We start from the raw sequence: 23930 nt of genomic DNA on the forward strand, positions 1-23930 counted from the left end.
TATCAAGAAGCAATTAATCTTTGATATTGGCTCCGATAAAGAACTAATAGAAATTGCAAAAAGCAAAGGTCTTTTATAAAATCATTATTTTGTCATTCCAAGTATTTACTCACTTGTCATTCCGAGCTTGCTAGGAATCTCCTAAACCTAGGCACACCACTAAACGCCGTTTAGTCCACAACCCGTAACTCGTAACCTGAAACCTGAAAACTTTCTACTCAACAACCAACTTACTACTAGAAACCACCGCAGCACCTTGTTTCACCAAAACCAAGTAAACCCCAGCTGGATAAGTACTCACATGCAACTCACTATTCCCAGAAACAGCATCCAAAGCCACCTCATGAATCAACCTACCAGTTACATCATAAATGGAAACAGTTGCATTAGTATCTGTTAAATTATAAGCTAAATTTACCACATCCTTAGCAGGGTTAGGATACATTGTAAAAACATTTTCTTGTTGAAATTCTGTAGCACTTAATGTAGCACAAAGACCAGACATTAGGGTAGGTACATAAACAGGATTTCCAACGGTACCATTACCATATTGACCCCCTTGGTTATCTCCCCATGCCCAAACTGAACCGTTTGATTTGGTAGCAATGGTAAACTGATCATTACCAGAACCTCCAGAAACAACATCAACCCAGTTGGTATCAGTGCCCACTTGAACAGGAGTAAATTGATTAGTAGTGTTACCTATTCCAAGCTGACCTACATCATTAAGCCCCCAAGCCCACAATGTGCCATCGGGTTTAATTCCAAAAGAGACTTTCCAGCCAGCAAAAACTTTAGACCAAATATCAGTACCTACTTGTGTTGGTGTGTCTCTATAGTAAGAGGAAGGAAAATTATCGCCTGTTTGTCCATATTCTCCCCCCCCCCAAGACCATAGAGTACCATTTGTTTTTAAAGCTAAAATATGGGCAGCTCCAACATGAATACTGGCCCAATCGGTATCAGTATTCAATTGCGTAGGAATACTTCGTGCCATAACAGTACTGTTACCTAATAAACCTGCAAGATTCAATCCCCATCCCCAGATGGTACCATCATTTTTTAAAGCAAAAACTGAGGCACCTCGACTAGTTTCAATATCTACCCAATGATTGGCTGTGCCAATTTGAATTGGGGTAAGTTGATTGGCACAACAGGTATTATTCCCCATTTCATATTGATCATTTTGCCCCCAGCCCCAAATGGTACCATCGGTTTTTAATCCAATGGTCATATCAGTTGAAGCCGAAATTTTTTGCCAATTGGTGGCGGTACCGATTTGTTGTAAAGTAGGGTTTACCTGAGTAGTAGAACCATTACCTAATAGCCCGTACATACCATTTCCCATAGCCCATAAAGTACCATTGTTTTTGATAATAAATGTATTGTAAGCTCCAGTGCTTACTTTTAACCAATCAGTAGCTGTACCTATTTGAAAAGGAGTGGGATTTATTAAATTAATAATACTCAATTGACCAATATCACTTGAACCCCAACCCCATAGCGAGCCATCTGATTTGATAGATACGACATGATAGTCCCCAATCTCAAAACCATTATAACATTGGCTAAAGCCTGTAACAGTTATCCATAAAAAGATTAAAGTAATTTTTTTAAGCATAATTCATTATTATTTTAAAAACAGGTACGCTAAAAGCGTACCTGTCTAGGGTTATTCTATTTAATAATTAATTTGTGTTGCCATAAGATAGTATCCGCTTGTTAAGAATCGTTTCTCTTGTCATTCCGAGCTTGCTAGGAATCTCCTAACCCTAGGCACACCACTAAACGCCGTTTAGTCCACAACCCGTAACTCGTAACCTGAAACCCGAAATTTTCTACTCAACAACCAACTTACTACTAGAAACCACGGCAGCTCCTTGCTTAACCAAAACCAAGTAAACCCCAGCAGGATAAGCACTAACATTCAGCTCACTACTTCCTGTAACAGAATTCAAAGCCACATTTTGAATCAACCTACCAGTTAAATCAAAAACTTCAACAGTTGCATTAGCATCAGTTAAATTATAAGTTAAATTTACCACATCCTTAGCAGGATTAGGATACATCGTAAAAACATTTTCTTGTTCAAATTCATCAGTGCTTAAGGTAGCACAAAGCCCCGTCATTAGGGTAGGAACATAAACCGGATTTCCAACAGTACCATTACCATATTGTCCCACTTGATTATCTCCCCAGGCCCAAACCGTACCATTGGATTTTGTAGCAATAGTAAACTGGTCATTACCAGAACCACCTGAAACAACATCAACCCAGTCGGTATCAGTACCCACTTGAACAGGAGTAAATTGATTAGTAGTGTTGCCTATTCCAAGCTGTCCAACATCATTAAGCCCCCATGCCCACAAGGTACCATCGGGTTTAATTCCAAAGGATACTTTCCAACCTGCAAATACTTTAGACCAAGTGTCAGTACCAACTTGTCTAGGATACGAACGATATAATGAAGGAGACAAACCATCACCTGTTTGTCCATATTCCCCCCCCCCCCAAGACCATAGAGTACCATTCGTTTTTAAAGCTAAAATATGGGCGGCTCCAACATGAATACTCGCCCAATCAGTATCTGCATTCAATTGAGTGGGAACACTTCGTGCCATAACGGTATTATCAGCTAATAAACCTGCAGTATTCAATCCCCACCCCCAAATAGTGCCATCATTTTTTAAAGCAAAAACTGTGGCACCCCAACTAGTTCCTTCAATATCTACCCAATGATTGGCTGTGCCAATTTGAATGGGTGTAAGTTGATTGGCACAACACGTATTATTCCCCATTTCATACTGATCATTTTGCCCCCAGCCCCAAATAGTGCCATCGGTTTTCAATCCAATGGTCATTTGAGTTGAAGAGGATATCTTCTGCCAATTAGTAGCGCTACCGATTTGTTGCAAAGTAGGATTTATTGTAGTTGTAGAACCATTACCTAATAGTCCGTACCTTCCATCTCCCATAGCCCACAAAGTACCATTATTTTTAATAATAAAAGTATTGTATGCTCCAGCACTTACTTTTAACCAATCAGTAGACGTTCCTATTTGAAAAGAGGAAGGATTTATGGAATTGGTATTCCCTAAGCTTCCAGCATCACTTGAACCCCATCCCCATAATGTGCCATCCGATTTAATAGAGACAACATGATATTCGCCAATATTAAAACCACTATAGCATTGACCATAAGTAGAAGCATATACCCATAAAAAGAATAAAGTAATTTTTTTAAGCATAATTCGTTAGTTTAAAAACAGGTACGCTAAAAGCGTACCTGTTTAGGGTTATTCTATTTAATAATTAACTTGTGTTGCCATAACATAGCATCTGCTTGTTTTACAACTAACATATACATACCTGCAGGATAAGAGTCAATCGATAAAGTGACTTCCTTATCAGCCGAAGATAAGGCTTTTTTAGTAATATTTCTTCCTGTCAAATCATAAATTTCCAAGGTGGCACCTTCTAATTCTAGAGAGTAAGAAAGGGTTACTGCTGTAACAGCTGGATTTGGATACAGACTAAAACTAGTTGGGTTAGTGATCAACTCTTCTTTATTAATGTTATTCATTCTAACCCGATAGCGCGGAATTGCATTCCGTGCCCACAAGTTCCTTCAAACAAAGCTAGTGAAATATTTATTAAAATGCTAATTATATAAGCATGGTCAAAAAGGCCTCGTAGAAAATAGAAAAACCTATAGCGCGGAATTGCATTCCGTGCCCCCGCTCCCGCGCGAATCCTTTCGCGTGGTTCATTTCAATCAAAGATAACAAATTGTAACTAAAAAAAGTAAAGTCAACTTTTATAATTAAGTAGTCAAGTTGGTGTTTTCTTTATAGATATAGCACTGTTACAGCACTGATATAACACTGATATAGCATAAAAAACTTAAGTTGTCTTAATGGTAACAGAAAGTTATCAAAAACCAAAAACCCCACAAATCAAATTTGCAGGGTTTTTATATCTTTTGCTCTGTCAAGCTGAACTTGTTTCAGCTTCTCTTTTTTAGATTCTGAAACGAGTTCAGAATGACAAAAAGGTATTACTTCGTTTTCTTCACGTATTGCGTCAAAATATAAATACTTTGGTTTTCTACTCTACCTTCAATTAGGTTAGCGTCGTCCCAAACTAATTTAATGTTGTGTACAGCAGCTCCACGTTTTGCAGTAAAAGTAGCGCCTTTAACATCCAAATCTTTAACCAACACTACCGAGTCGCCATCTTGTAAAATAACGCCGTTACTGTCTTTATGTACAATTTTGTTTTCGTCTTCTTCTGCGCCTTCGCCTGTTGCTTTTGCCCATTCTAATGCTTCTTCGTCTAGGTACATCATGTCAAGCAAATCGTTGTTTTTCAAACGGGCTAGCATACGCCAAGATAAAATTTGAACCGGTAAATGCTCGTTCCACATACTTTCTGATAACCCTCTCCAGTCGTTTTCATTCATGGTTTCTGGGTTTTCAATTTGGTCTTTTAAGTGTTTCGCAATTAAAACACTATTTTCAACCGTTCTTTCATTTGTTGGTGGCAATACATAAACAACTAAGTCATGCTCAGTACCACTAATTTCGCAAACTGAACCACTACGGTCTTTCAGTTTTCTTTCTATTACACTCATTTTGAATGGATTTTACTTAATACAATAATTTGAGACAAAGGTATAAATTGTAATAGAATAGCATAAAAAAAAGCAACTTTTTTGACGAGTTGCTTTAAAATATGGTTCAAAAATGGCTTATAAATTGAATGAAGCACCAAAAGTAAACACAAATTGATTGTTGTAATGTTCAAATCCATTTACATCAGAATCATATCTTGCTAATGGTGTAAATGCTTCCGTGTATAAACCAAATCCTTCTGTAAAGAAATAGCGAACACCTAAATGTGCGCCAAAATTCCTAGTTCCTAATTCTAATCCAGGATAAACATCCATTTTTGGGTCTAATCCAATAACATTTCCAATGTTGGCATTAAAACGTGCTTTAATATCGGCTCTATCTTCAAAACGTGCTTTTTCTCCAGCAATTTTGTCGGCATTTAACAAATAAGTTGCCACAAAACCATAGGACATATTTTCACCTAAACCAAAATCAACAGTTGAGGTAATCCCAGTCCCACCATCTTGAAAATTAGCACCTACTTGAAATTTAATATCGCCTTTCCCTTTAAAGGCTTGAGCGTTTGACAGTTGAACAGCAGTAAATAACGTAATTACTAATAAAATCTTTTTCATTATTCTGTAGGTTTAATTAAGGTACAAATATAGGACTATTTTAGTTTCTTCCTTTTTCAGTAGGATATAAATCAGGAAGCGGATCACTTTGCCAAAATTCTTTGGTGTCTACATTCATAATAGTAAGTTTTCCTTTAAATGCAGCTCCCGTATCTACATTCCATACAGAAGCCCGATTAACAGGAACAGTCTCATTAATTTTAGTGACAGGAGTATGACCAATAAAAATTTCAGCGTATATTTTTAAACGATTTGGATAAGTTATCGCTTCTTTTGACAAGGCAGTATCTAAAGCTAATGCAGTTTCCCAAAGTGTTCTATCCCAATAGTATAAAGGCGTAAAGTATTCAAATTCCACCCCTTTTACATTAGTAAATCCTGCATGAATAAACAACCTGTTTTTTTCATCAATATAATAATCTTGTAATGATTTTAAGAATTCAATATGCTTGTTTTTAGTGGTTTCATCAATATTTTCATAGGACTTCACGGTGGCAGCTCCACCATGAATAAACCACATTTGTTCATCAAAATTTTCCGTATTCCCCGTTAACCAATCAAGCAACAAAGCATCATGATTTCCGCGAATAAAAACACACTTTTGACGTTTTTGAATTTCGATTAGAAAATCTAAAACAGCCGGAGATTCGCTCCAACCATCTACAAAATCACCTAAAAAAATCAACGTATCATTTGCGTTAACACCTGATTTTTCAAGTATTTGCAAGAGCGCTTTGAGCCCTCCATGAATATCTCCAATTACAAAATTTCTCATATAAAACACTGAAAATGAGCACTAAAACTTTAACAAAATATACAGAAAATCTGTAAAATGGTTTCAAAAAGTAGCTCTATTTTTGGAATTCAAAAATAGAGAATTAAACAAATTATTTAACAAAACAATTAACAAACACTTAAAAATTAATCATTATGAAAAACACAATCAAATTATTCGGATTAGTATTAGTAAGCATTTCTATTTTTTCATGTACTACAGATGAATATGATGCAGAACTTGAAAAAAACGCTAATATAATAGAAAACACGCAAAGCGAATTAGCAAGAGAAGGCGAAGGCGACGAAGAAAACACCCAAACCGCACAAACTACGTCGACAAATGCAGATGGAACGCCTTATGTTATAATTGTAAAAAAAGATTAATTACTTAAAAATTATTAGAGATGAAAGCATTAATTATTTTAATAACTAGCTCATTATTTTTGTCTGGAATACCAAAAAACAGAGAAAAAGATTCCATAAAGAAAATTTTAAATTATAAAATTGAAAAAAAGGATGTAACAATAAAAGTTGATAACCCAATAAATATAAGTATGCCTATAATTATTGTAAAAAAAGATTAATAATTATCTTTAAATAGTAAATTTGTTTACAAGTAAATATTTTTATTGAAACAGGTAGCCTTTTTATTTAGTTTATTTATTCTCTTTGGATGTAATTCAAATGAGAACAAACCTGTTATTCAAAAAAAACTAGACAAATACTTTGATTATGGGTCAAATACTAGTTTAGATAGAGAAGTGCGTTTAATATATATTGATTCAGCAAAAAATTTAATTCAAAAAACACAGACAAGAGATTCGATACTAATAAAAAATTATTTTAAAGTAGCAAATAGATATTTTGGAATTCTAGAATATGAAAAGTATAAATTAGTTACAGATGAAATTTTAAAAATTTCGGAATCTAAAAAAGACACTTTAAATCTAGCTAAGGCAGAATATTATTTAGGGGATTATTATTTTTCAACATCAAGAAATGATAGTGCTTATTATTATTATTTGGCAGCTGAAAAGAAGTATGAAAAATTAATCGACAAAATTAATCTAGCAAATACTAAATTACATAAAGCATATATTTTATCTTATGAAAAAGATTTTATAGAAAGTGAGACGGAAACAATTGAAGTATTGAATATTGCTAAAGAGCTTAATGATCAGGAGTTGATATATGAATGTTATGTCAATTTAGGTAAGGTTTTAACGGGTTTAGGAAATTATGAGAAAGCATTAGAATATCATCAAAAATCATTATTACAAATAAACAATGTAAACGAGGAAGCATACAAGCCAATATTTCAAGCGCAAACATTTAATAATATTGGGTTTGTTTATTTAAATTTAAAAAAATACAAAGAAGCTAGTCAAATATTTGCAGAAGGATTGAAAATTAATAACCTTAAGGAAATTCAACCTGTTTTTTATGCTTCTTTACTCGATAATTTTGCATATTCACGGTTTAAAATCAGCAATAAGGAAGGATTAAATGATTTTAAATTAGCATTAGAAGTAAGTGATAAAATTGAAGATGTTTATAGTAGAATTAATACTAGAATTCACCTAACAGAGTATTATTTATCTAAAAAAGACACAACAACAGCACTGCATTATAACGAAGAAGCGAATCGATTAGCCAAAGCTTCAAAGTTTAACAAAGAAGTTTTAACAACTTTAGAGTTTTATACCAAATTGAAACCTAAAGAAGGTCTTTTTTATGCAAAAGAATACATTAAGTTAAATGATAGTTTACAAAGACAAGAAAGAGCAACTAGGAATAAATTGGCAAGAATTGAATTTGAAACCGATGAAATTATTGTAGAAAAAGAAGCGATTTCTAACCAACGAAAAATTATTTTGTTTTCATCGTTGTTGATTATTTTTTTCGGGGTTTTATTATACATAATTCTTTTTCAAAGAAGTAAGCAAAAAGAATTATTGTTCAATCAGGAACAACAAAAATCAAATGAGGAAATCTATACGTTAATGTTAGATAAACAAGAGGAATTAGACGAGGCCAGAAAAGCAGAAAAAACAAGAATTTCTCAAGAATTGCACGACGGAATCATGAATAGATTAACCAGCACAAGACTTAATTTATTTGTACTAACTCGCAAACGAGACGATGAAACCATCCAAAAATGTATTGAACACATAAACGCAATTCAAGATATTGAAAAAGAGGTTCGAGCAATTGCTCATGAGTTAAATAACGAAGCTTTTTTAACCAAAGGAAACTTCAAAACATTATTAGAAGAACTGATGCACAATCAAAAACAAACCTATGAAACGGAATGTGATTGTGAAATGACACAAGATGACGAAATTGAAAATGTCAACGCAGTTGTAAAAATGCACGTTTATAGAATTATTCAAGAAGCCTTAAATAATATCAACAAATATGCTAAAGCAACAAAAATTACGTTAAGATTAGAAGTAGAAAATCACAACCTGAAGTTACTAATTGTTGATGATGGCATTGGATTTAATGTTAAAAAAGCAAAAAATGGTATCGGTTTAAAAAACATGTATAGTAGAACTCAAGCAATTAACGGAAAACTTGAAATTTTTTCTGAAAAAAATGAAGGAACTACTATAAAATTAAAAGTCAAATTGTAAATTTGGTATTTATCAAACAAAAGTGAGCAAGAAAACAATACACATTTTAATGATTGACGATCATCCTTCTATGATAGAGGGATATAAAAGTATATTGTCATTTAATGATTTTGATGTAGATATTAAAACTACTGCCGCATATAATTGCGAATCGGCCTATAAAATAATTATGGAAACCGAAGACCGTTATACTTATGATTTTGCATTTGTTGATTTAAGTCTTCCTGCCTATGAAGAAAAACAAATCAATAGTGGCGAAGATTTGGCACTACTCATTAAACGCAGATTTCCTAGTTGTAAAATAGTGATTTTGACTTCTCATGCAGAAGCTTTTCTTTTAGACAAAATTATTAAAACCATTGAACCTAAAGGACTACTTGTAAAAAGTGATTTTACCGCTGATGAATTCTTATTAGCATTTGAACAAATGCTTAACAATCAGTCATATATTAGTAAAACTGTTAGAGAAAATGTTTCTGAACTTCATTCTCAAAATATTTTATTGGACGAATACAATCGAGAATTAATTACGTTACTTGGAAAAGGTATAAAAACTAAAAACTTACCTAATTATATCAATCTTTCTATGAGCGCAATAGACAAAAGAAAAGCGCAAATAAAAATCTACTTTAAGATTGAAAAAGGAGGAACAGATGAAGACATTATTAGAGAGGCTAAAAAGCACGGATTGATTTAGTTTTATTAATATTGAGCCGCTAAAACTTTAACAAAATGTACAGAAAATCTGTAATGCCGTTATAAATACATTCTATAACTTTACACATTATCTATTTATAGAAAATAAAAATAGAATGAAGTTATATACAAAAATAGTTATCGTCCTTTTAATCCTTAGTTTAATCTGGATTTATGCTGTTGTGGATTTAACGTATTATACACTTTTTCAAGAAAACACACACTTTTTTAATTTTCTAGATTATGGTCTTCAATTTAGATTGGTTTATGTAGTAGGAGTGTTTCTTCTAGTGGCTTATTTAATGTTAATTCTAATAAGAAAAAGCAAAAAAATATATTAAGCATATTTCATTTTTCTTAAAATTCGCATAACTTCTTTAAAGGATAAATAAACCAAAGGATTTTCAAATGCCTTCATGTAAGATTTGGCATCAATTAGTTTTTGTTTAGCCTCCTCAAAACCATTCAAATAACAAATCATCAAAGTGTGAGGAATGTTAATCAAGTCTCTTTTTTCTGATGATTGTAAAACAACTCCTTTCTGCAGTTTAGTCAAAATAGCATTGTTCGCATTATAAATGTGGTGCAACATTTTTTTGTTGTATTGTGGGGGCTCAAACAGCATTTGGGTTTCAATTTTGTAATAACCATTGTCAAAAAAATGAATAGTTACTTTTTCTAATGGATAATAACTTGTCTTATCATTCAATCCCAAACAAACATACTCGGTAATTGAAAACGAATCATCATCAAATGACATACTTACTTCATCCAGTGCCGAATAAAACAACTTCACTTGTTCGTTGACTAATTCAATATCTACACGAGAATAATATATTTTATCACGCACTTTTTTCTTGTTTCCAGCCCAGCAAACCACAAAAAGTTCTTTAAAAACCTGATAATTTGATTCTAAATCTTTGTGTCTGTTGTTTATAAAATCTAAAACACTTTCTAAGGTATAAGAAATGCTATTTCGGGAGTTGTTTTCTAAGCTAATTACGGTTTCAATATTTTGCTTTGAATACGGAATTTTCTCTGTGGTTGGCGAGGTGTTACTGCCTTTTCGAATAAAAACAGAATTGGCAACAATGGTGTGAATTCCTTTTTTAAAATAGGATGTCTTAGACTTGGGTTTAATGGTAACCAATCCTACAACTTTATCTTTAGGCAAACTTGGGAAAGGCACGTTTTCGTATTGAATTTTAGGCGGATTTTCCAAAAAAGCATTGACCAAATTTTGAATGCGACTATCATCAAAAAAATCATCACCCACAATTTCATTCGTTGCATCTTCAACGCCCACAACAATATATGAATTGTTACTAGGATTTGAATTAGAAAGCGCACAAATGTGTTTTAAAAACTTAGCTTTTCCTTCTTTAGTATGTAAGTTTAACTGACGCTTCTTATCATAAAAACTATTCTCATCGTTGTGAGCTAATAAATTTTTGATAAGAAGACGTTTGTTAATCATTTTATAGTGAATAGTTATAAGTGAAAAGTGATAAGCAGAAATATAAGCTATTTACTAATCACTTTTCACTAATTACTCTTTTTTAAGGAACTTTATTCCCCATACTTTCAGTCCAAATCGCAAACCAATCTTGTGTGTCTAAAACCAATGATTTTGCTTTCATCAACTGTTGAATGCGACTCACATTAATCGTTCCGGCTACAGGTAAAATGTTAGCAGGATGTTGTAAAATCCAAGCCAATAAAATTAAGTCGGAACCCACATGGTATTTATCGACTAATTTTGAAAAAAGTAATTTTAAGCGTTGCGTTTGTTCGGTATTTTCTCTAAAAACTACACCTAATGGATTCCAAGCCATTGGCGTAATTTTGTGTAATTGCATATAATCTAAACTTCCATCTAACATAGCTTCGTGATTGGTAGCCGAGAATTGAATTTGATTAAATGAAATTGCTGTTTTTTGACGCAATAATTCCGTTTGAAACGGAGTGAAATTTGAAACTCCAAATGAAAGAATTTTTCCGTCAGATTTTAATTTCTCTACTGCTTCGGCAACCTCATCAGCTTGTAGTAAAGGACTTGGTCTGTGTAATAAAAACACATCCAAATAATCAGTTTGTAGATTTTTTAGCGAATTTTCAGCAGACCAAATGATGTATTCTTTAGAATAATTATAATGTTTAATGTGATTTTCTGGACGATTTTCAGAAACATATTGAATACCACATTTAGAAATTAATTGTACTTTTTTTCGATCTATTTTTGAAGTTGCCCATGCTTTTCCAAACGCAGCTTCGGTTGTATAGCCACCATAAATATCAGCATGGTCAAAAGAAGTGATGCCGTTTTCAAAAAATAAATGAATTAAGTGGTTCATTTCGTTAGTGTTGAGGTTTTTATCCCAAATTCCCCAATTCATAACTCCAGCAATTATAGGTGATAGTTTTACAGACATATAGTTTATTATTTTTAAATTTTTCTTAAAATTATAAAATAGAATCATAAAACACTCACAAATCCTACTTTTTTTATTGTTTTTTAACGCTATATTAACAACTAAAAAGTAAAAAAAATTACAATTTGCGGTGTTAAAAAATGTTGTTAATTTCACAGCACCAAATTAAACCTTAAAATGGAAGAAAATACATCGACGTTAGACATTAGAGCAATCAATGAAAAGATAGAAAGAGAAAGTGCTTTTATCGACTTACTTACCATGGAAATGAACAAAGTAATTGTGGGTCAAAAACACATGGTAGAACGATTACTTATCGGGTTATTAGGACAAGGACATATTTTACTAGAAGGTGTTCCTGGGCTAGCAAAAACTTTAGCAATCAATACGCTATCTCAAGCAGTTCATGGTTCTTTTAGTAGAATTCAGTTTACACCCGATTTATTACCAGCCGATGTGGTTGGAACCATGATTTACAACATAAAACAAAACGACTTTACTATTCGAAAAGGGCCTATTTTTGCCAACTTCGTTTTAGCCGATGAGATTAACCGTGCTCCAGCAAAAGTGCAATCGGCGTTGTTAGAAGCCATGCAAGAAAAGCAAGTTACCATTGGTGATGAAACTTTCAAACTTGACAAACCGTTCTTAGTAATGGCAACTCAAAATCCGGTGGATCAAGAAGGAACTTATCCATTACCTGAAGCACAAGTGGATCGTTTTATGCTAAAAGCAGTTATTGATTATCCAAAAATGGAAGATGAGCGTTTGGTAATTCGTCAAAACTTAAAAGGCGCTTATGAAAAAGTAAACCAAGTGGTTTCTTTAGAGCAAATTTTAAGAGCACAAGAAGCGGTTCGCGAAGTGTATATGGACGAAAAAATCGAAAAATATATCTTAGATATTGTATTCGCAACGCGTTATCCAGAAAAATATAAATTAGAAAGTTTAAAACCATTAATCAGTTTTGGAGCTTCACCTCGTGGAAGTATCAACTTAGCAACAGCTGCTAAATGTTATGCTTTCATCAAACGCAGAGGGTACGTAATTCCAGAAGACGTTCGTGCTGTAGTATACGATGTATTACGTCACAGAATCGGAATCACTTACGAAGCCGAAGCCGAAAATGTAACCACAGAAGACATTATCAGCAAAATCGTAAACGAAATTGAAGTGCCTTAATTTAGTTATCAGTGTTCAGTCTCAGTTTTCAGATAATACTGTTTTAATACTGCGACTGTCAACTGCGACTGCCAACTAATAAAAATGGATACCAAAGAAATTCTAAAGAAAGTTCGAAAAATTGAAATCAAAACCCGAAGATTGAGTGATCATATCTTTTCGGGTGAATATCACACGTCTTTTAAAGGACGCGGAATGACGTTTTCAGAAGTTCGTCAATACCAATATGGCGACGACGTTAGAGCTATTGATTGGAATGTAACGGCTCGCTACAACGAACCTTTTGTAAAAGTGTTTGAAGAAGAACGTGAATTAACCATGATGTTAATTGTGGATATTTCGGGTTCTGAAAGTTTTGGGACAAAAAATCAGTTAAAAAAAGATATGGTTACTGAAATTGCTGCCACATTAGCTTTTTCGGCAACGCAAAATAATGATAAAATTGGGTTGCTTTTGTTTTCTGACCAAATCGAATTGTTTATTCCTCCAAAAAAAGGAAAATCACACGTATTGCGAATCATTCGCGAGTTAATTGAATTTGAGCCAAAAAGCAAAAAAACCGATTTATCGCAAGCCTTAAAATATTTATCAAGCGTTTTAAAAAAGAAAGCCATTGTGTTTTTAATTTCCGATTTCATGGTGAAAGATTACGAGCACACGCTAAAAATTGCTTCAAAACGACATGATGTAACTGGAATTCGTGTTTTTGATCAAAGAGAAGAAAGTATTCCAAACATTGGAATTGTAAATATGTTAGATGCTGAAACAGGCGAAACACTTTTGGTAGATACCAATTCTAAAAAAGTCCGAATGGATTATGAAAAATACTATCATGAAAATGTAAATTATTTCAAGGATGTTTTTTCAAAATGTGGCGCCGGAACAATTAGCTCGAGAGTAGATGAAAGCTATGTAACCAAGTTATTGGGTTATTTTAAAGCGAGAAATTAGTTTTTCCTGCAAGGTTTTTAAGACCTTGTAGGTATAATGAATATGAGAAAAATGAAAATTCAAATAGAAAATAATATAAAAATAATGCAATCAGCTTTTAAATGGCTGATGATATTGTTGTTTTCTGTCGTTACTTCGGCTCAAAAATTGACAACTTCTATTGATTCTTCACAAATTAAAATTGGGTCGCAATTTAATTTAACGCTAAAAGCTTCGGTAAACGCAAAAGATAAAGTTGTTTTTCCAGAAGGAAAGTTTTTTGGAGCATTAGAAATTTTAGAATCATATCCAATCGATACCATTAAAAATAATTCACAATATGAATTAATTAAAAAGTATGAATTAACACAATTTGATTCAGGAAAATATTTGATTCCGAGATTGTTAGTAAAAATAAACAATAAAGAATTTCGAACCGATTCGCTTTCCATAGTGGTAAACAATGTAAAAGTCGACACCACAAAACAGCAAATGTATGATATCAAAGACATCATTGCCACCGAAGAAGAACCAAGTAGCGAATGGTGGAAATTGTTGGTTTTACTAGCTTTGATAATTGCTTCAGGCTTTGGTTCTTACTTTATTATTAAACGATTACAAAAAGGCAAAGTCAAAGAAGAAGAATTTTTTGCTTCACCCATTGAAAAAGCAATTGCTTATCTTCAAAATTTAGATAAAAAGCAACTGGTTCAAAAGGGAGATGTGAAAGAATATTATTCGGAAATGACTGATATTGCCCGAACTTACATTGAAGAATCAATTCATATTCCAGCAATGGAAAGCACATCGAGCGAGTTGTTGGATTCGTTGAAAAAGGCAATTTCAGAGAAAAAAATGTTCGTAAATCGTGAAGAATTAGACAAATTTCGTCAGGTTTTAGAAAATGCGGATTTAGTAAAATTTGCCAAATCAAAACCATTACAATTTGAAATTGAAAAAGACAAAAGTATCGTTGATAAATTTTTATTAATCGTTGATAAAGCATTACCAAGAACTGAAGAACAAGCCGAAGCTCTTTTTGCAGAAGAAGTTCGAAGAAAAGAATTGAAAAAACAAAAATTCATACGAACAGCTGTTTCAGTTGGAATTGCAGTTGTTTTATTTGTGATTTCGGTCGGAATTTTTGCTTATACTTTTGGGTTAGATTATTTAAAAGACAATTACATTGGTCACACAACAGAAGAATTATTAGAAAAAGAATGGGTAACTTCAGAGTATGGCGAACCAGCAATAATAATTGAAACACCAAAAGTTCTGAAACGAAATAATGACGAAAAAATTCAAAATAACCTTCCAGAAAATGTTAAATCAAATAATCGATTTATGTATGGAAGTTTGATTGATAATTTTTCAATTGTTTTGATTACGACAGCATTTAAAGACACTACTAAATTAGATTTGGAAGTTGCTTTGGATACTGATTTAAAAGAATTAGAACGTTTAGGAGCAAAAAACATCATCGTAAAAACAGCTGATTTTGAAAATGTAAAAGGATTATCAGGCAAAAAAGCCTACGGAAGTTTTACTGCTTTTAATGAAATTACGAAAGAAGATCAAAAAATGAGTTACGAAATTGTGGTTTTTGCTCAAGCGGGTGGCGCACAAGAGTTTTTCTTAATTTATAAGGAAGATGATGAGCACGCAAAACAAATTATTGAGAAAATTCAAAATTCTATTGAACTAAGAAAAGCAAAAAAATAATGGGAAAAGTAACTTTTTTAAATCCAGAATTTTTGTGGCTGTTTTTGGTTTTACCAATCGCAATTGCTTGGTTATTTTACAATCGCAATCAGCTTTCAGCAACTTTGAAAATGAGTTCGGTTACACCATTTAAACAGAATAGAACTTTCTTAGCAAAAGCCAAACCATTTTTGTATATTTTACGATTAATCGCATTGAGTTTCGTCATTATCGCATTGGCACGACCAAGAAGCGTTGATGTAACATCGAAATCAAAAACCACCAAAGGAATTGATATTGTAATGGCAATTGACGTATCGAGTAGTATGTTGGCAAACGATTTAAAACCAAATCGTTTAGAAGCTTTGAAAAAAGTAGCATCAACCTTTGTACAAGATAGAGTTAATGATAGAATTGGTTTAGTAGTTTACGCAGGTGAAAGTTATACCAGAACGCCTGTAACTTCTGATAAAGCCATTATTTTACAATCACTAAAAACTGTTGAATTTGACGATTCTATTATTGAAGACGGTACTGGAATAGGCGTTGGTTTAGCCACTGCAATTAATCGAATAAAAGACAGCAAAGCAAAAAGTAGAATCATCATTTTATTGACCGATGGTGTCAACAATTCTGGAACAATTGACCCAAGAACAGCTGCCGAAATTGCTAAAGAATACGGAATAAAAGTGTATACAATAGGAATTGGAACCAACGGAAAAGCAATGTTTCCTGTAGCAAAAGATGCCAACGGAAAATTAGTTTTTAGAATGATGCCTGTAGAAATCGACCAAAAATTAATGCAGGAAATTGCAAAAACAACCGATGCAAAATACTTTAGAGCTACATCAAACCAAAAACTTCAAGCCATTTATGACGAAATTAATAAGTTAGAAACCACAGAAATTGATGAGAAAAAATTCTATAATTACGACGAAAAATATAAAATATTCGCACTCATCGCTTTTGGTTTGTTAGGAATTGAAGCATTATTACGAAATTCAGTTTTTAGAGGAATCGTTTAGAAAAAGAGAAAATGTTTGAATTAGAAAACCCAAAATATTTTTATTTATTAGCACTCATTCCAATTGTAGTGGCACTTTTTCTATTCAATTTATTTTGGAAAAGAAAAAAGCAAGCTGCTTTTGCCGATTTGGAATTGTTTAAAAAATTAAGTCCCGAAAAATCAACCTTTAAACCCGTTTTAAAATTGATTATTTTGCTTTTGGCTTTGGCTTGCGTGATAATTGCTTTGGTAAACCCAAAAATGGGAACCAAAATGGAAACCGTAAGACGACAAGGAATTGATATTGTTTTTGCAATTGATATTTCCAAAAGTATGTTAGCCGAAGACGTAGCGCCAAACCGATTGGAAAAAACAAAACAATTGGTTTCGCAAATCATCAATCAATTCGGAAATGACCGCGTTGGAATTGTGGGTTATGCCGGAAGCGCATATCCAGTTTTACCCATGACTACCGATTATAGCATTGCTAAAATGTACTTGCAAAGCATGAATACCAACATGGTTTCTTCGCAAGGAACGGCTTTTAACGATGCGATTAAACTTTCGGTGGATTATTTTGATATAAAAGACACAAGCAAACTAATTATTTTAGTTTCCGATGGAGAAGATCATGGCGATGGTGCTGACGAAGCTATCGAAATGGCGCAAGAAAAAGGTGTTCGAATTTTAACCATTGGCGTAGGCACAGAAAAAGGCGCTTTAATTCCGTTAAAAGACGATAGAGGAAACATTGCGTCCTATAAAAAAGACCAAAACGGAGAAAACGTCATCACAAAATTATATCCAGAAGTATTACAAAATATTGCCAATAAAACCAAGTCAAAATACATTGTGGGTTCTTCTACAAAAGAGGTAGTTGAAGAAGTAAAAAAATCATTAGATAAAATTGAAAAATCAGAATTTGAATCCCAACAAATAGCCGATTTTGAATCACAATATCAATGGTTTTTAGGATTGGGTTTTTTATTACTTTTAGCAGATGTTTTTTTGTTAGAGAAAAAAACAAATTGGGTGCAAAAGTTGAATTTATTTAACGAAAAAAAGCATGAATAAGATAGTTTACATAGTTGTTTTATTGATAAGTGGTGTTCTTTTTAGTCAAGAGAAAGATAAAAATCTGTATAACGGGAATCAATCTTTTGCACAAAAAAATTACACCAATGCCGAAGCAGATTATCGTGTAACCGAATCAAAAAAATCGCCTAAAAAAGCAGTGGCTGGATACAATTTAGGAAATAGCATCTATCGTCAAAATCAGCCGGGCGAAGCACAAATTAAATACATTCAAGCATTAGAATCGGCAAAAACGAAAAATGAAAAGCACCGACTTTATCATAATTTAGGCAATACATTTATGTTGGATAAAAATTATGAAGCTGCTGCCGAGGCATATAAAAATGCGTTACGAAATAATCCACATGATGAAGAAACGCGCTATAACTATGCTTTAGCCAAAAAGAAGAAAAAAGAAAACCCACCACCAAAAAACAACAAAAAAGACAACAAAGGCGGAGGAGGTCAAGACAATAAACAGCAACCAGAAAATAAAGACGGAAAAAACAATAAAGGAAACGATAAAAAAGATTCTAACAAAGACAATCAGAAAAACCAAAATAAAGAAGGCGATAAGCAAAAAGATAAAGGTAACGGTGACAAAAAAGAAGATAAAAACGAATCACCAAGACCAAGTGGAGCCGACAAGCAACGTATCGACAATATTTTAGATGCAGTAAACAACGCTGAAAAGAAAGTACAGGACAAGGTGAACGCTAAAAAGATAAAAGCACGTCCTGTTTCAAATGAAAAAGATTGGTAATAAATGAAAAAGATAGTTTTAGGCTTAATATTTTTTTTATCATTTTCGGTTTCTGCTCAAGTAAAATTTGAAGCAAAAACGGAAAGAAATTCTTATGGGATAAATGAAAACATACAGCTTGTTTTTATAATTAACAATGAAGGGGATAATTTTGAACCACCAAAATTTGAGGGCTTTAAAATAAGTGGACCTACAATCTTTAAAGGCCAAGATGAAGAGACTTTTTATGTAAATGGGAAAATAACTCATAAAAGAAAGGTATACACAAAGTATTATTATTATTTAACACCTACCAAAAAAGGAACTTTCACGATTGGTTCTGCAACTATAGAATATAACGGAACGATTTATAAATCACAACCTATAAAAATTACAATTACCGATCCTATCCAATTGCCAAACTATCAAGGACAAAATCCAAGACAACGACAACAAAACTATGATTTTGGCGAGGGAATTCATTTAGTAGGAGAATTATCTACTAAAAACCCGCATGTAAACGAACCCGTTACTGTAATTTACAAATTATATTTTCCTTATAATAGCTCGGTTTCTAACTTCAGAAATTTTCAAGCACCAAAATATGAAGATTTTTGGAGTCAATATATTGATATGAAACAACTTCGTGCCGAAAAAGGTAAATATAACGGTAAAGATTATGGCGTTGTGGTGCTTAGAAAAGTGATTTTATATCCTTTAGAAGCGGGCGCAAAAAAAATAGAACCTTTTAAGATTGATGTAGATGCTGAGGTGCCAACAGGAAGAAGTGATTGGTTTGGTAGATTAGAGATGAAAACAGTAGAAAAATCACTTTCTACAGGAATACAAACTATCAATGTTAAACCATTGCCTGAAAACGGAAAACCAGCAAGTTATACAGGAGCTGTAGGGAAATATGATTTCAAAGTAACGCCATCAAAAACTACTTTAAAAGCAGGTGAATCATTAGATTTAGAAGTAAGTGTTTCTGGAAAAGGAAATCTAAAATTATTTACATTGCCAAAACCAGTAGTCCCAAGCGCTTTGGAAATGTACGACCCAGCGCATACCGAAAATGTGCAAACGCCAGTTACAGGAATGGTTGGTAAAATTTCGGATAAATACACGATAATTCCTCAATTTAAAGGAAAATATACTATTAAACCAATCGAGTTTTCTTACTATGATTTGGCAAGTAAATCGTATAAAACCATCAAATCAAAAGAAATAATAATTGATGTTTTAGAAGGTGATGGAACTGCTATTGCAAATAATCAAAACACGAATAAACAAGCCATTCAGAAAAAAGAAGTATTCCAGTTCAATAAGTTGAAAACCGAATTCGTTTCAAAATCGAGAGAAGATTTCTTAGGTTCGGGATTGTTTTATAGTTTGTTGTTAGCACCATTATTATTGATTCCAATTGTGATGATTGCTAGAAAACAAAAAGAAGCTAAAGATGCCGATGTTGTTGGAAATAGAATCAGACAAAATAGCAAGTTAGTGAAGAAATATTTGTCTGATGCTAAAAAACAAATGGGAGATAAAGTGCCGTTCTATATGGCAATGGAAAAGGCATTACACAATTTCCTAAAAGCCAAATTACATATTGAAACCGTTGAAATGAGTAAAGACAATATCATAGAATTGCTACAACAACGAAACGCTTCAGAAGAAAGTATTTCTCAATTAATGGAATTAATGAACGATTGCGAATTCGCAAGATACGCTCCAGCAACAGATATTGCCATGACTAATGATTTTGAACGAGCTGTGGAACGAATTTCAGAACTTGAAAAACAATTGAAATAATGAAAAACAAGATTATACTTTTCCTTTTGTTTTTGTTTTCATTTGCTAATGCAAGCGAATCCATCGATGCTACATTCAAAAAAGCAAACGATTTATACAATAAAGGCGATTACGAACAAGCGTTGCAATCTTTCGAAAGTATTGCCAATAAAGGCAACGAATCGGCTGATTTGTATTTTAATATCGCCAATTGCTATTACAAACTTGGAAAAGTAGCGCCATCAATTTACAATTACGAAAAAGCATTGCTTTTAAGCCCAGATGACGAAGCTATTCAAACCAATCTATCATTTGCTCAAAAAACGGCAATAGACGACATTAAAATCCTTCAAGAAGTAGGTTTTAAGAAAATGGTAAAAGAGTTCACCAGTACATTTCATTATGACACTTGGGCTTGGATTGCGGTTATTATTGCGTTTTTGAGTTTACTTTCGTTTTTAGGTTATTATTTTGGAAATACAGTATTTTTAAAACGTACTTTCTTCAGTTTGTTTCTGTTGTTTTTAATTGGAATTGGTGTAACTGTTTTCTCTGCCTTTTTACAGAAGAAATTCGACGCGAATTACAATCCAGCCATCGTTTTTTCAGAATCAACGACTTTAAAAGCAGAACCAAAAAACAGCTCGGAAGATGTAGTAACGCTTCACGAAGGCACAAAAGTTTTCGTTTTAGAAGAATTAGGCAATTGGAAACAAGTAGAACTAACCGATAAAACCAAAGCGTGGATTGACAAAGAAGCGATTAAGGAAGTGAAGAAATAATTTCATCATGTCAAAAAAAGGCACACTTATAATTTTATTAATCATAGCGTCAATTTCAGTTGGGTTTTATCAATTTGGGAAACCATCAAATGAAGATGATAGATTTGTAAGTTATATTGTGAATCCAAAAAAGCAAAACTTGGAATTTTTTTGGAAAAATGAAAAAGATGAGCATTTTAAGAATGCTGAAAATCTAATTTCTTGGCTAAAAAATAAAAACAAAAAACTACTATTTTCAACAAATGGCGGAATGTATAAAAAAGACAATTCACCACAAGGATTGTATGTTGAAAAAACAATTACTAAATCAGAAATAGACACTTCAAACGGGAATGGTAATTTTTATTTAAAGCCTAATGGGATATTTTATCTCACAACGGACAAAAATCTAATAATTTGCAAAACAGAAGATTTTGTAAACAATGGAATGATAAAATACGCAACGCAATCGGGACCAATGTTGGTAATTGATGGCGAAATTCATGCTGCATTTAAAAAGAATTCAACCAATTTGAATATTCGTAATGGTGTTGGAATTTTACCAAACAATCAAATCATATTTGCTATTTCAAAAAAGGAAATCAATTTTTATGATTTTGCCGAATATTTTAAAAAACTGGGTTGTAAAAATGCCTTATACTTAGATGGATTTGTATCAAGAACCTATCTTCCAGAGAAAAATTGGGAGCAAATCGATGGGAATTTTGGTGTAATAATCGGTGTTACAGAGTAACTATTTCTCCTCACTCTCAACTTCCTTCTTCAAACTATCATACCAACCTTCAATCGTAGGATAAATTGCTTTTGAAATATTCTGAATTGGATTATAAAATATCGAATTCTCTTGTGTTTCTTTAGAAAGTAGCATGTTATTGATGTTGATTTTTTCAAAAATAAAAAGTACTACACTCAAAGCTAAAATCGTTTTCAACAAGCTAAAAATCACACCAGCTAATTTGTTTATCCAACCTAGAAAAGCAAAATCAGCTAATTTGGTTAGAATTTTTGCGCTTAAGTGAATCCCAATCACCACCAATAAAAACGTAATGATAAAAGCGGTTATTTCAATATATTTCGGATTCCAACTTGGTACAAATCCAGTAAAAATAGCACCAACTAAACTAGAAAATTTAATCGCTAAATAAATTCCTAAAATCAAAGCAACAAACGAAGCGACTTCTACAAAAAGTCCGTTTTTCAACCCTTTATAAACCGCAAAACCTAATAAAACCGCAAAAACAATATCAATAAAACTCATTTGAAAGAAAATAGATGAAAGAACAAAGATAAAAGAATTGTTGAAAGTAGTTTTCTGTTGTTATCTTTGCAATTATTTATTAGAAAACAAATAGAATTCTAATTTCTAAATTCTAACTTCTAAATTTAAAACATGTCCAGAGACGAACAATTAAAACAGCGTTGGGAAAGCGTTGTCAATATATTATCAGAAAAATTTTCAGGCGGAGAAGACCTTGATTTAGAAGGAATTATTTACCTAATCGGTGTACAAGAATTAGGAAAAATTCATGCTACTTTCAAAAAAGACGAAAAAGTAAACCTTATGCACATTGCCATTTGTCGTTTGTTAGAACCTTATGGTTACTACGAATTTGAGTATTTTGATAACGAAGGTTGGCCGCATTACAAAGTAAAAGAAGAATTGCCACCACTAAAAGCAGGCGAACAAGCAGTACTAATGAAAGAAGCAATTGTTAGCTACTTTTTAGAGAAAGAATTAATAGAGTAATTAGTGAAGAGTGATTAGTAATTAGCTTTCCTTTTTAGTGTTTTTTGGCTAATCACTAATTACTAGTTACTATTCACTTTTTTATTTACTAATCACTAAAAATAACTAAATTTGCATTTTACAAAACGCGCGATGACAGAAACGATTAAAGCCCATATTGAAGAAGTAAAAGCTTTTCAAACCGATAATAAAGAACAATTAGAAGCTTTCCGAATTAAGTATTTAGGAAGTAAAGGCTTGTTGAAAGACTTTTTTGCCGAATTCAAAAATGTTCCAAACGAACAAAAGAAAGAATTTGGTCAAGTAATCAACGAATTGAAAACTTCGGCAGAAGAAAAGGTAAAATCTATTCAAGACGCTTTAGAAAATAAAGAAGAAGCAAAAGGAATTTACGGCGATACCACGCGTCCAGGAGAAGCGATGAACATTGGTTCGCGTCACCCAATTTCTATTGTAAAAAACCAAATGATTGATATTTTTTCAACCATTGGTTTCAACGTGTCTGAAGGTCCAGAAATAGAGGATGATTGGCACAATTTTACTGCATTAAATTTACCAGAATACCATCCGGCAAGAGACATGCAGGATACGTTTTTTATTCAAACGAATCCAGATGTTTTGTTGAGAACTCACACTTCATCAGTGCAAGTGCGTTATATGGAAAACAACAAACCGCCAATTCGTACGATTTCTCCAGGAAGAGTTTTTCGTAACGAGGCTGTTTCTTCGCGTTCGCACTGTATTTTCCATCAAGTGGAAGGTTTGTATATTGATAAAGATGTTTCCTTTGCCGATTTAAAACAAACGTTGTTATATTTCACTAAAGAAATGTTCGGAAAATCAAAAATTCGTTTACGTCCGTCGTATTTTCCATTTACAGAGCCAAGTGCTGAAATCGATATTTACTGGGGATTAAAAACCGAAACCGATTACCGAATTACCAAAGGAACCGGTTGGTTAGAAATTGGTGGTTGCGGAATGGTTGATCCTAACGTATTGAAAAACTGCGGCATCAATCCAGACGAACACACAGGTTTTGCTTTCGGAATGGGGGTTGAGCGTATTGCGATGTTGTTGTATCAAATTGGCGATATCCGTATGTTTTATGAAAACGACGTTCGTTTCTTAGAGCAATTCAAATCGAGTATATAATTAAGTTAAAGTCTTAATAATTAATTCTTTAATC

Annotated in this window: 24 protein-coding genes; 15 read left to right on the forward strand and 9 right to left on the reverse strand. The window is 32.8% G+C overall.

Features of this window, described 5'->3' with window-relative positions; genetic code table 11:
* Positions 1–214 precede the first annotated feature (214 nt).
* From G4L40_RS02130 to G4L40_RS02155, 6 genes are all read right to left on the reverse strand, one after another.
* Positions 215–1621, reverse strand: coding sequence for a T9SS type A sorting domain-containing protein (locus tag G4L40_RS02130; protein WP_166235500.1), 1407 nt, complete (start codon positions 1619–1621; stop codon positions 215–217).
* Positions 1622–1838: 217 nt separating this feature from the next.
* The gene (locus G4L40_RS02135; protein ID WP_166235501.1) at positions 1839–3248 is read right to left on the reverse strand and encodes a T9SS type A sorting domain-containing protein; all 1410 of its coding nucleotides are present in this window, start codon (positions 3246–3248) and stop codon (positions 1839–1841) included.
* Positions 3249–3301: 53 nt separating this feature from the next.
* Positions 3302–3622 (reverse strand): T9SS type A sorting domain-containing protein, encoded by a 321-nt coding sequence (locus tag G4L40_RS02140; RefSeq protein WP_166235502.1) that lies wholly within the window; start codon positions 3620–3622, stop codon positions 3302–3304.
* A 435-nt stretch (positions 3623–4057) separates the two neighbouring features.
* Positions 4058–4633, reverse strand: a complete 576-nt coding sequence (locus G4L40_RS02145) for a PhnA domain-containing protein (protein ID WP_166235503.1) — start codon at positions 4631–4633, stop codon at positions 4058–4060.
* A 117-nt stretch (positions 4634–4750) separates the two neighbouring features.
* A complete protein-coding gene (locus G4L40_RS02150; RefSeq protein ID WP_166235504.1) occupies positions 4751–5248 on the reverse strand; it encodes a DUF6646 family protein in 498 nt (165 codons plus the stop codon).
* A gap of 40 nt (positions 5249–5288) precedes the next feature.
* A complete protein-coding gene (locus G4L40_RS02155; RefSeq protein WP_166235505.1) occupies positions 5289–6023 on the reverse strand; it encodes a metallophosphoesterase family protein in 735 nt (244 codons plus the stop codon).
* Between the two features lie 155 nt (positions 6024–6178).
* On the opposite strand from G4L40_RS02155, the gene G4L40_RS02160 reads away from it, so the two are divergent.
* The 4 genes from G4L40_RS02160 to G4L40_RS02175 are packed head-to-tail and all read left to right on the forward strand — an operon-like array spanning position 6179 to position 9358.
* The gene (locus G4L40_RS02160) at positions 6179–6409 is read left to right on the forward strand and encodes a hypothetical protein (protein WP_166235506.1); all 231 of its coding nucleotides are present in this window, start codon (positions 6179–6181) and stop codon (positions 6407–6409) included.
* A 20-nt stretch (positions 6410–6429) separates the two neighbouring features.
* Positions 6430–6609, forward strand: coding sequence for a hypothetical protein (locus G4L40_RS02165; RefSeq protein ID WP_166235507.1), 180 nt, complete (start codon positions 6430–6432; stop codon positions 6607–6609).
* Between the two features lie 45 nt (positions 6610–6654).
* The gene (locus G4L40_RS02170; RefSeq protein ID WP_166235508.1) at positions 6655–8661 is read left to right on the forward strand and encodes an ATP-binding protein; all 2007 of its coding nucleotides are present in this window, start codon (positions 6655–6657) and stop codon (positions 8659–8661) included.
* Positions 8662–8710: 49 nt separating this feature from the next.
* Positions 8711–9358, forward strand: coding sequence for a response regulator (locus G4L40_RS02175; RefSeq protein WP_166235509.1), 648 nt, complete (start codon positions 8711–8713; stop codon positions 9356–9358).
* Positions 9359–9694: 336 nt separating this feature from the next.
* Here G4L40_RS02175 and G4L40_RS02180 read toward each other — a convergent pair whose 3' ends face one another.
* Together G4L40_RS02180 and G4L40_RS02185 are read right to left on the reverse strand one after the other, a co-directional pair.
* Complete coding sequence (locus G4L40_RS02180) at positions 9695–10834, reverse strand: ATP-binding protein (protein ID WP_166235510.1); 1140 nt, start codon at positions 10832–10834, stop codon at positions 9695–9697.
* Positions 10835–10916: 82 nt separating this feature from the next.
* A complete protein-coding gene (locus tag G4L40_RS02185) occupies positions 10917–11789 on the reverse strand; it encodes an aldo/keto reductase (RefSeq protein ID WP_166235511.1) in 873 nt (290 codons plus the stop codon).
* Between the two features lie 177 nt (positions 11790–11966).
* On the opposite strand from G4L40_RS02185, the gene G4L40_RS02190 reads away from it, so the two are divergent.
* From G4L40_RS02190 to G4L40_RS02230, 9 genes are all read left to right on the forward strand, one after another.
* On the forward strand, positions 11967–12971 hold the full coding sequence (locus tag G4L40_RS02190) for an AAA family ATPase (RefSeq protein ID WP_166235512.1): 1005 nt from the start codon (positions 11967–11969) through the stop codon (positions 12969–12971).
* Positions 12972–13055: 84 nt separating this feature from the next.
* A complete protein-coding gene (locus tag G4L40_RS02195; RefSeq protein WP_166235513.1) occupies positions 13056–13922 on the forward strand; it encodes a DUF58 domain-containing protein in 867 nt (288 codons plus the stop codon).
* A 51-nt stretch (positions 13923–13973) separates the two neighbouring features.
* The gene (locus G4L40_RS02200) at positions 13974–15623 is read left to right on the forward strand and encodes a BatD family protein (protein ID WP_235922564.1); all 1650 of its coding nucleotides are present in this window, start codon (positions 13974–13976) and stop codon (positions 15621–15623) included.
* Positions 15623–16627: a vWA domain-containing protein gene (locus tag G4L40_RS02205; protein WP_166235514.1), complete on the forward strand. Its 1005-nt coding sequence runs from the start codon at positions 15623–15625 to the stop codon at positions 16625–16627. Before G4L40_RS02200 ends, G4L40_RS02205 begins: the two co-directional genes overlap by 1 nt.
* A gap of 11 nt (positions 16628–16638) precedes the next feature.
* The gene (locus G4L40_RS02210) at positions 16639–17682 is read left to right on the forward strand and encodes a vWA domain-containing protein (RefSeq protein ID WP_166235515.1); all 1044 of its coding nucleotides are present in this window, start codon (positions 16639–16641) and stop codon (positions 17680–17682) included.
* Positions 17675–18445, forward strand: coding sequence for a tetratricopeptide repeat protein (locus G4L40_RS02215; RefSeq protein WP_166235516.1), 771 nt, complete (start codon positions 17675–17677; stop codon positions 18443–18445). The genes G4L40_RS02210 and G4L40_RS02215 overlap by 8 nt, the downstream gene beginning before the upstream one ends.
* A 3-nt stretch (positions 18446–18448) precedes the next feature.
* Positions 18449–20236, forward strand: coding sequence for a BatD family protein (locus G4L40_RS02220; RefSeq protein ID WP_166235517.1), 1788 nt, complete (start codon positions 18449–18451; stop codon positions 20234–20236).
* The gene (locus tag G4L40_RS02225) at positions 20236–20997 is read left to right on the forward strand and encodes a tetratricopeptide repeat protein (protein WP_166235518.1); all 762 of its coding nucleotides are present in this window, start codon (positions 20236–20238) and stop codon (positions 20995–20997) included. Before G4L40_RS02220 ends, G4L40_RS02225 begins: the two co-directional genes overlap by 1 nt.
* 7 nt (positions 20998–21004) lie before the next feature.
* A complete protein-coding gene (locus tag G4L40_RS02230; protein WP_166235519.1) occupies positions 21005–21730 on the forward strand; it encodes a phosphodiester glycosidase family protein in 726 nt (241 codons plus the stop codon).
* Here G4L40_RS02230 and G4L40_RS02235 read toward each other — a convergent pair whose 3' ends face one another.
* Positions 21731–22255 (reverse strand): CvpA family protein, encoded by a 525-nt coding sequence (locus G4L40_RS02235; protein WP_166235520.1) that lies wholly within the window; start codon positions 22253–22255, stop codon positions 21731–21733. It lies immediately after the preceding gene.
* A 132-nt stretch (positions 22256–22387) separates the two neighbouring features.
* Between G4L40_RS02235 and G4L40_RS02240 the strand changes: the two genes are divergently transcribed.
* Together G4L40_RS02240 and pheS are read left to right on the forward strand one after the other, a co-directional pair.
* Positions 22388–22744, forward strand: a complete 357-nt coding sequence (locus G4L40_RS02240) for a hypothetical protein (protein WP_166235521.1) — start codon at positions 22388–22390, stop codon at positions 22742–22744.
* A 132-nt stretch (positions 22745–22876) separates the two neighbouring features.
* Positions 22877–23896, forward strand: coding sequence for a phenylalanine--tRNA ligase subunit alpha (gene pheS / locus G4L40_RS02245; protein ID WP_166235522.1), 1020 nt, complete (start codon positions 22877–22879; stop codon positions 23894–23896).
* Positions 23897–23930: the final 34 nt, after the last annotated feature.

Origin of the sequence: Flavobacterium celericrescens (assembly GCF_011392075.1) — a bacterium.
In the GTDB taxonomy this organism is placed as follows: domain Bacteria; phylum Bacteroidota; class Bacteroidia; order Flavobacteriales; family Flavobacteriaceae; genus Flavobacterium; species Flavobacterium celericrescens.

Coding starts and splice junctions, on each gene's coding strand:
- G4L40_RS02175 (WP_166235509.1), top strand. CDS start 8,711: ATGATTGACGATCATCCTTCTATGATAGAGGGATATAAAAGTATATTG.
- G4L40_RS02180 (WP_166235510.1), bottom strand. CDS start 10,834: ATGATTAACAAACGTCTTCTTATCAAAAATTTATTAGCTCACAACGAT.
- G4L40_RS02150 (WP_166235504.1), bottom strand. CDS start 5,248: ATGAAAAAGATTTTATTAGTAATTACGTTATTTACTGCTGTTCAACTG.
- G4L40_RS02240 (WP_166235521.1), top strand. CDS start 22,388: ATGTCCAGAGACGAACAATTAAAACAGCGTTGGGAAAGCGTTGTCAAT.
- G4L40_RS02145 (WP_166235503.1), bottom strand. CDS start 4,633: ATGAGTGTAATAGAAAGAAAACTGAAAGACCGTAGTGGTTCAGTTTGC.
- G4L40_RS02135 (WP_166235501.1), bottom strand. CDS start 3,248: ATGCTTAAAAAAATTACTTTATTCTTTTTATGGGTATATGCTTCTACT.
- G4L40_RS02185 (WP_166235511.1), bottom strand. CDS start 11,789: ATGTCTGTAAAACTATCACCTATAATTGCTGGAGTTATGAATTGGGGA.
- G4L40_RS02210 (WP_166235515.1), top strand. CDS start 16,639: ATGTTTGAATTAGAAAACCCAAAATATTTTTATTTATTAGCACTCATT.
- G4L40_RS02190 (WP_166235512.1), top strand. CDS start 11,967: ATGGAAGAAAATACATCGACGTTAGACATTAGAGCAATCAATGAAAAG.
- G4L40_RS02220 (WP_166235517.1), top strand. CDS start 18,449: ATGAAAAAGATAGTTTTAGGCTTAATATTTTTTTTATCATTTTCGGTT.
- G4L40_RS02195 (WP_166235513.1), top strand. CDS start 13,056: ATGGATACCAAAGAAATTCTAAAGAAAGTTCGAAAAATTGAAATCAAA.
- G4L40_RS02225 (WP_166235518.1), top strand. CDS start 20,236: ATGAAAAACAAGATTATACTTTTCCTTTTGTTTTTGTTTTCATTTGCT.
- G4L40_RS02155 (WP_166235505.1), bottom strand. CDS start 6,023: ATGAGAAATTTTGTAATTGGAGATATTCATGGAGGGCTCAAAGCGCTC.
- G4L40_RS02215 (WP_166235516.1), top strand. CDS start 17,675: ATGAATAAGATAGTTTACATAGTTGTTTTATTGATAAGTGGTGTTCTT.
- G4L40_RS02205 (WP_166235514.1), top strand. CDS start 15,623: ATGGGAAAAGTAACTTTTTTAAATCCAGAATTTTTGTGGCTGTTTTTG.
- pheS (WP_166235522.1), top strand. CDS start 22,877: ATGACAGAAACGATTAAAGCCCATATTGAAGAAGTAAAAGCTTTTCAA.
- G4L40_RS02230 (WP_166235519.1), top strand. CDS start 21,005: ATGTCAAAAAAAGGCACACTTATAATTTTATTAATCATAGCGTCAATT.
- G4L40_RS02130 (WP_166235500.1), bottom strand. CDS start 1,621: ATGCTTAAAAAAATTACTTTAATCTTTTTATGGATAACTGTTACAGGC.
- G4L40_RS02200 (WP_235922564.1), top strand. CDS start 13,974: ATGAAAATTCAAATAGAAAATAATATAAAAATAATGCAATCAGCTTTT.
- G4L40_RS02160 (WP_166235506.1), top strand. CDS start 6,179: ATGAAAAACACAATCAAATTATTCGGATTAGTATTAGTAAGCATTTCT.
- G4L40_RS02235 (WP_166235520.1), bottom strand. CDS start 22,255: ATGAGTTTTATTGATATTGTTTTTGCGGTTTTATTAGGTTTTGCGGTT.
- G4L40_RS02165 (WP_166235507.1), top strand. CDS start 6,430: ATGAAAGCATTAATTATTTTAATAACTAGCTCATTATTTTTGTCTGGA.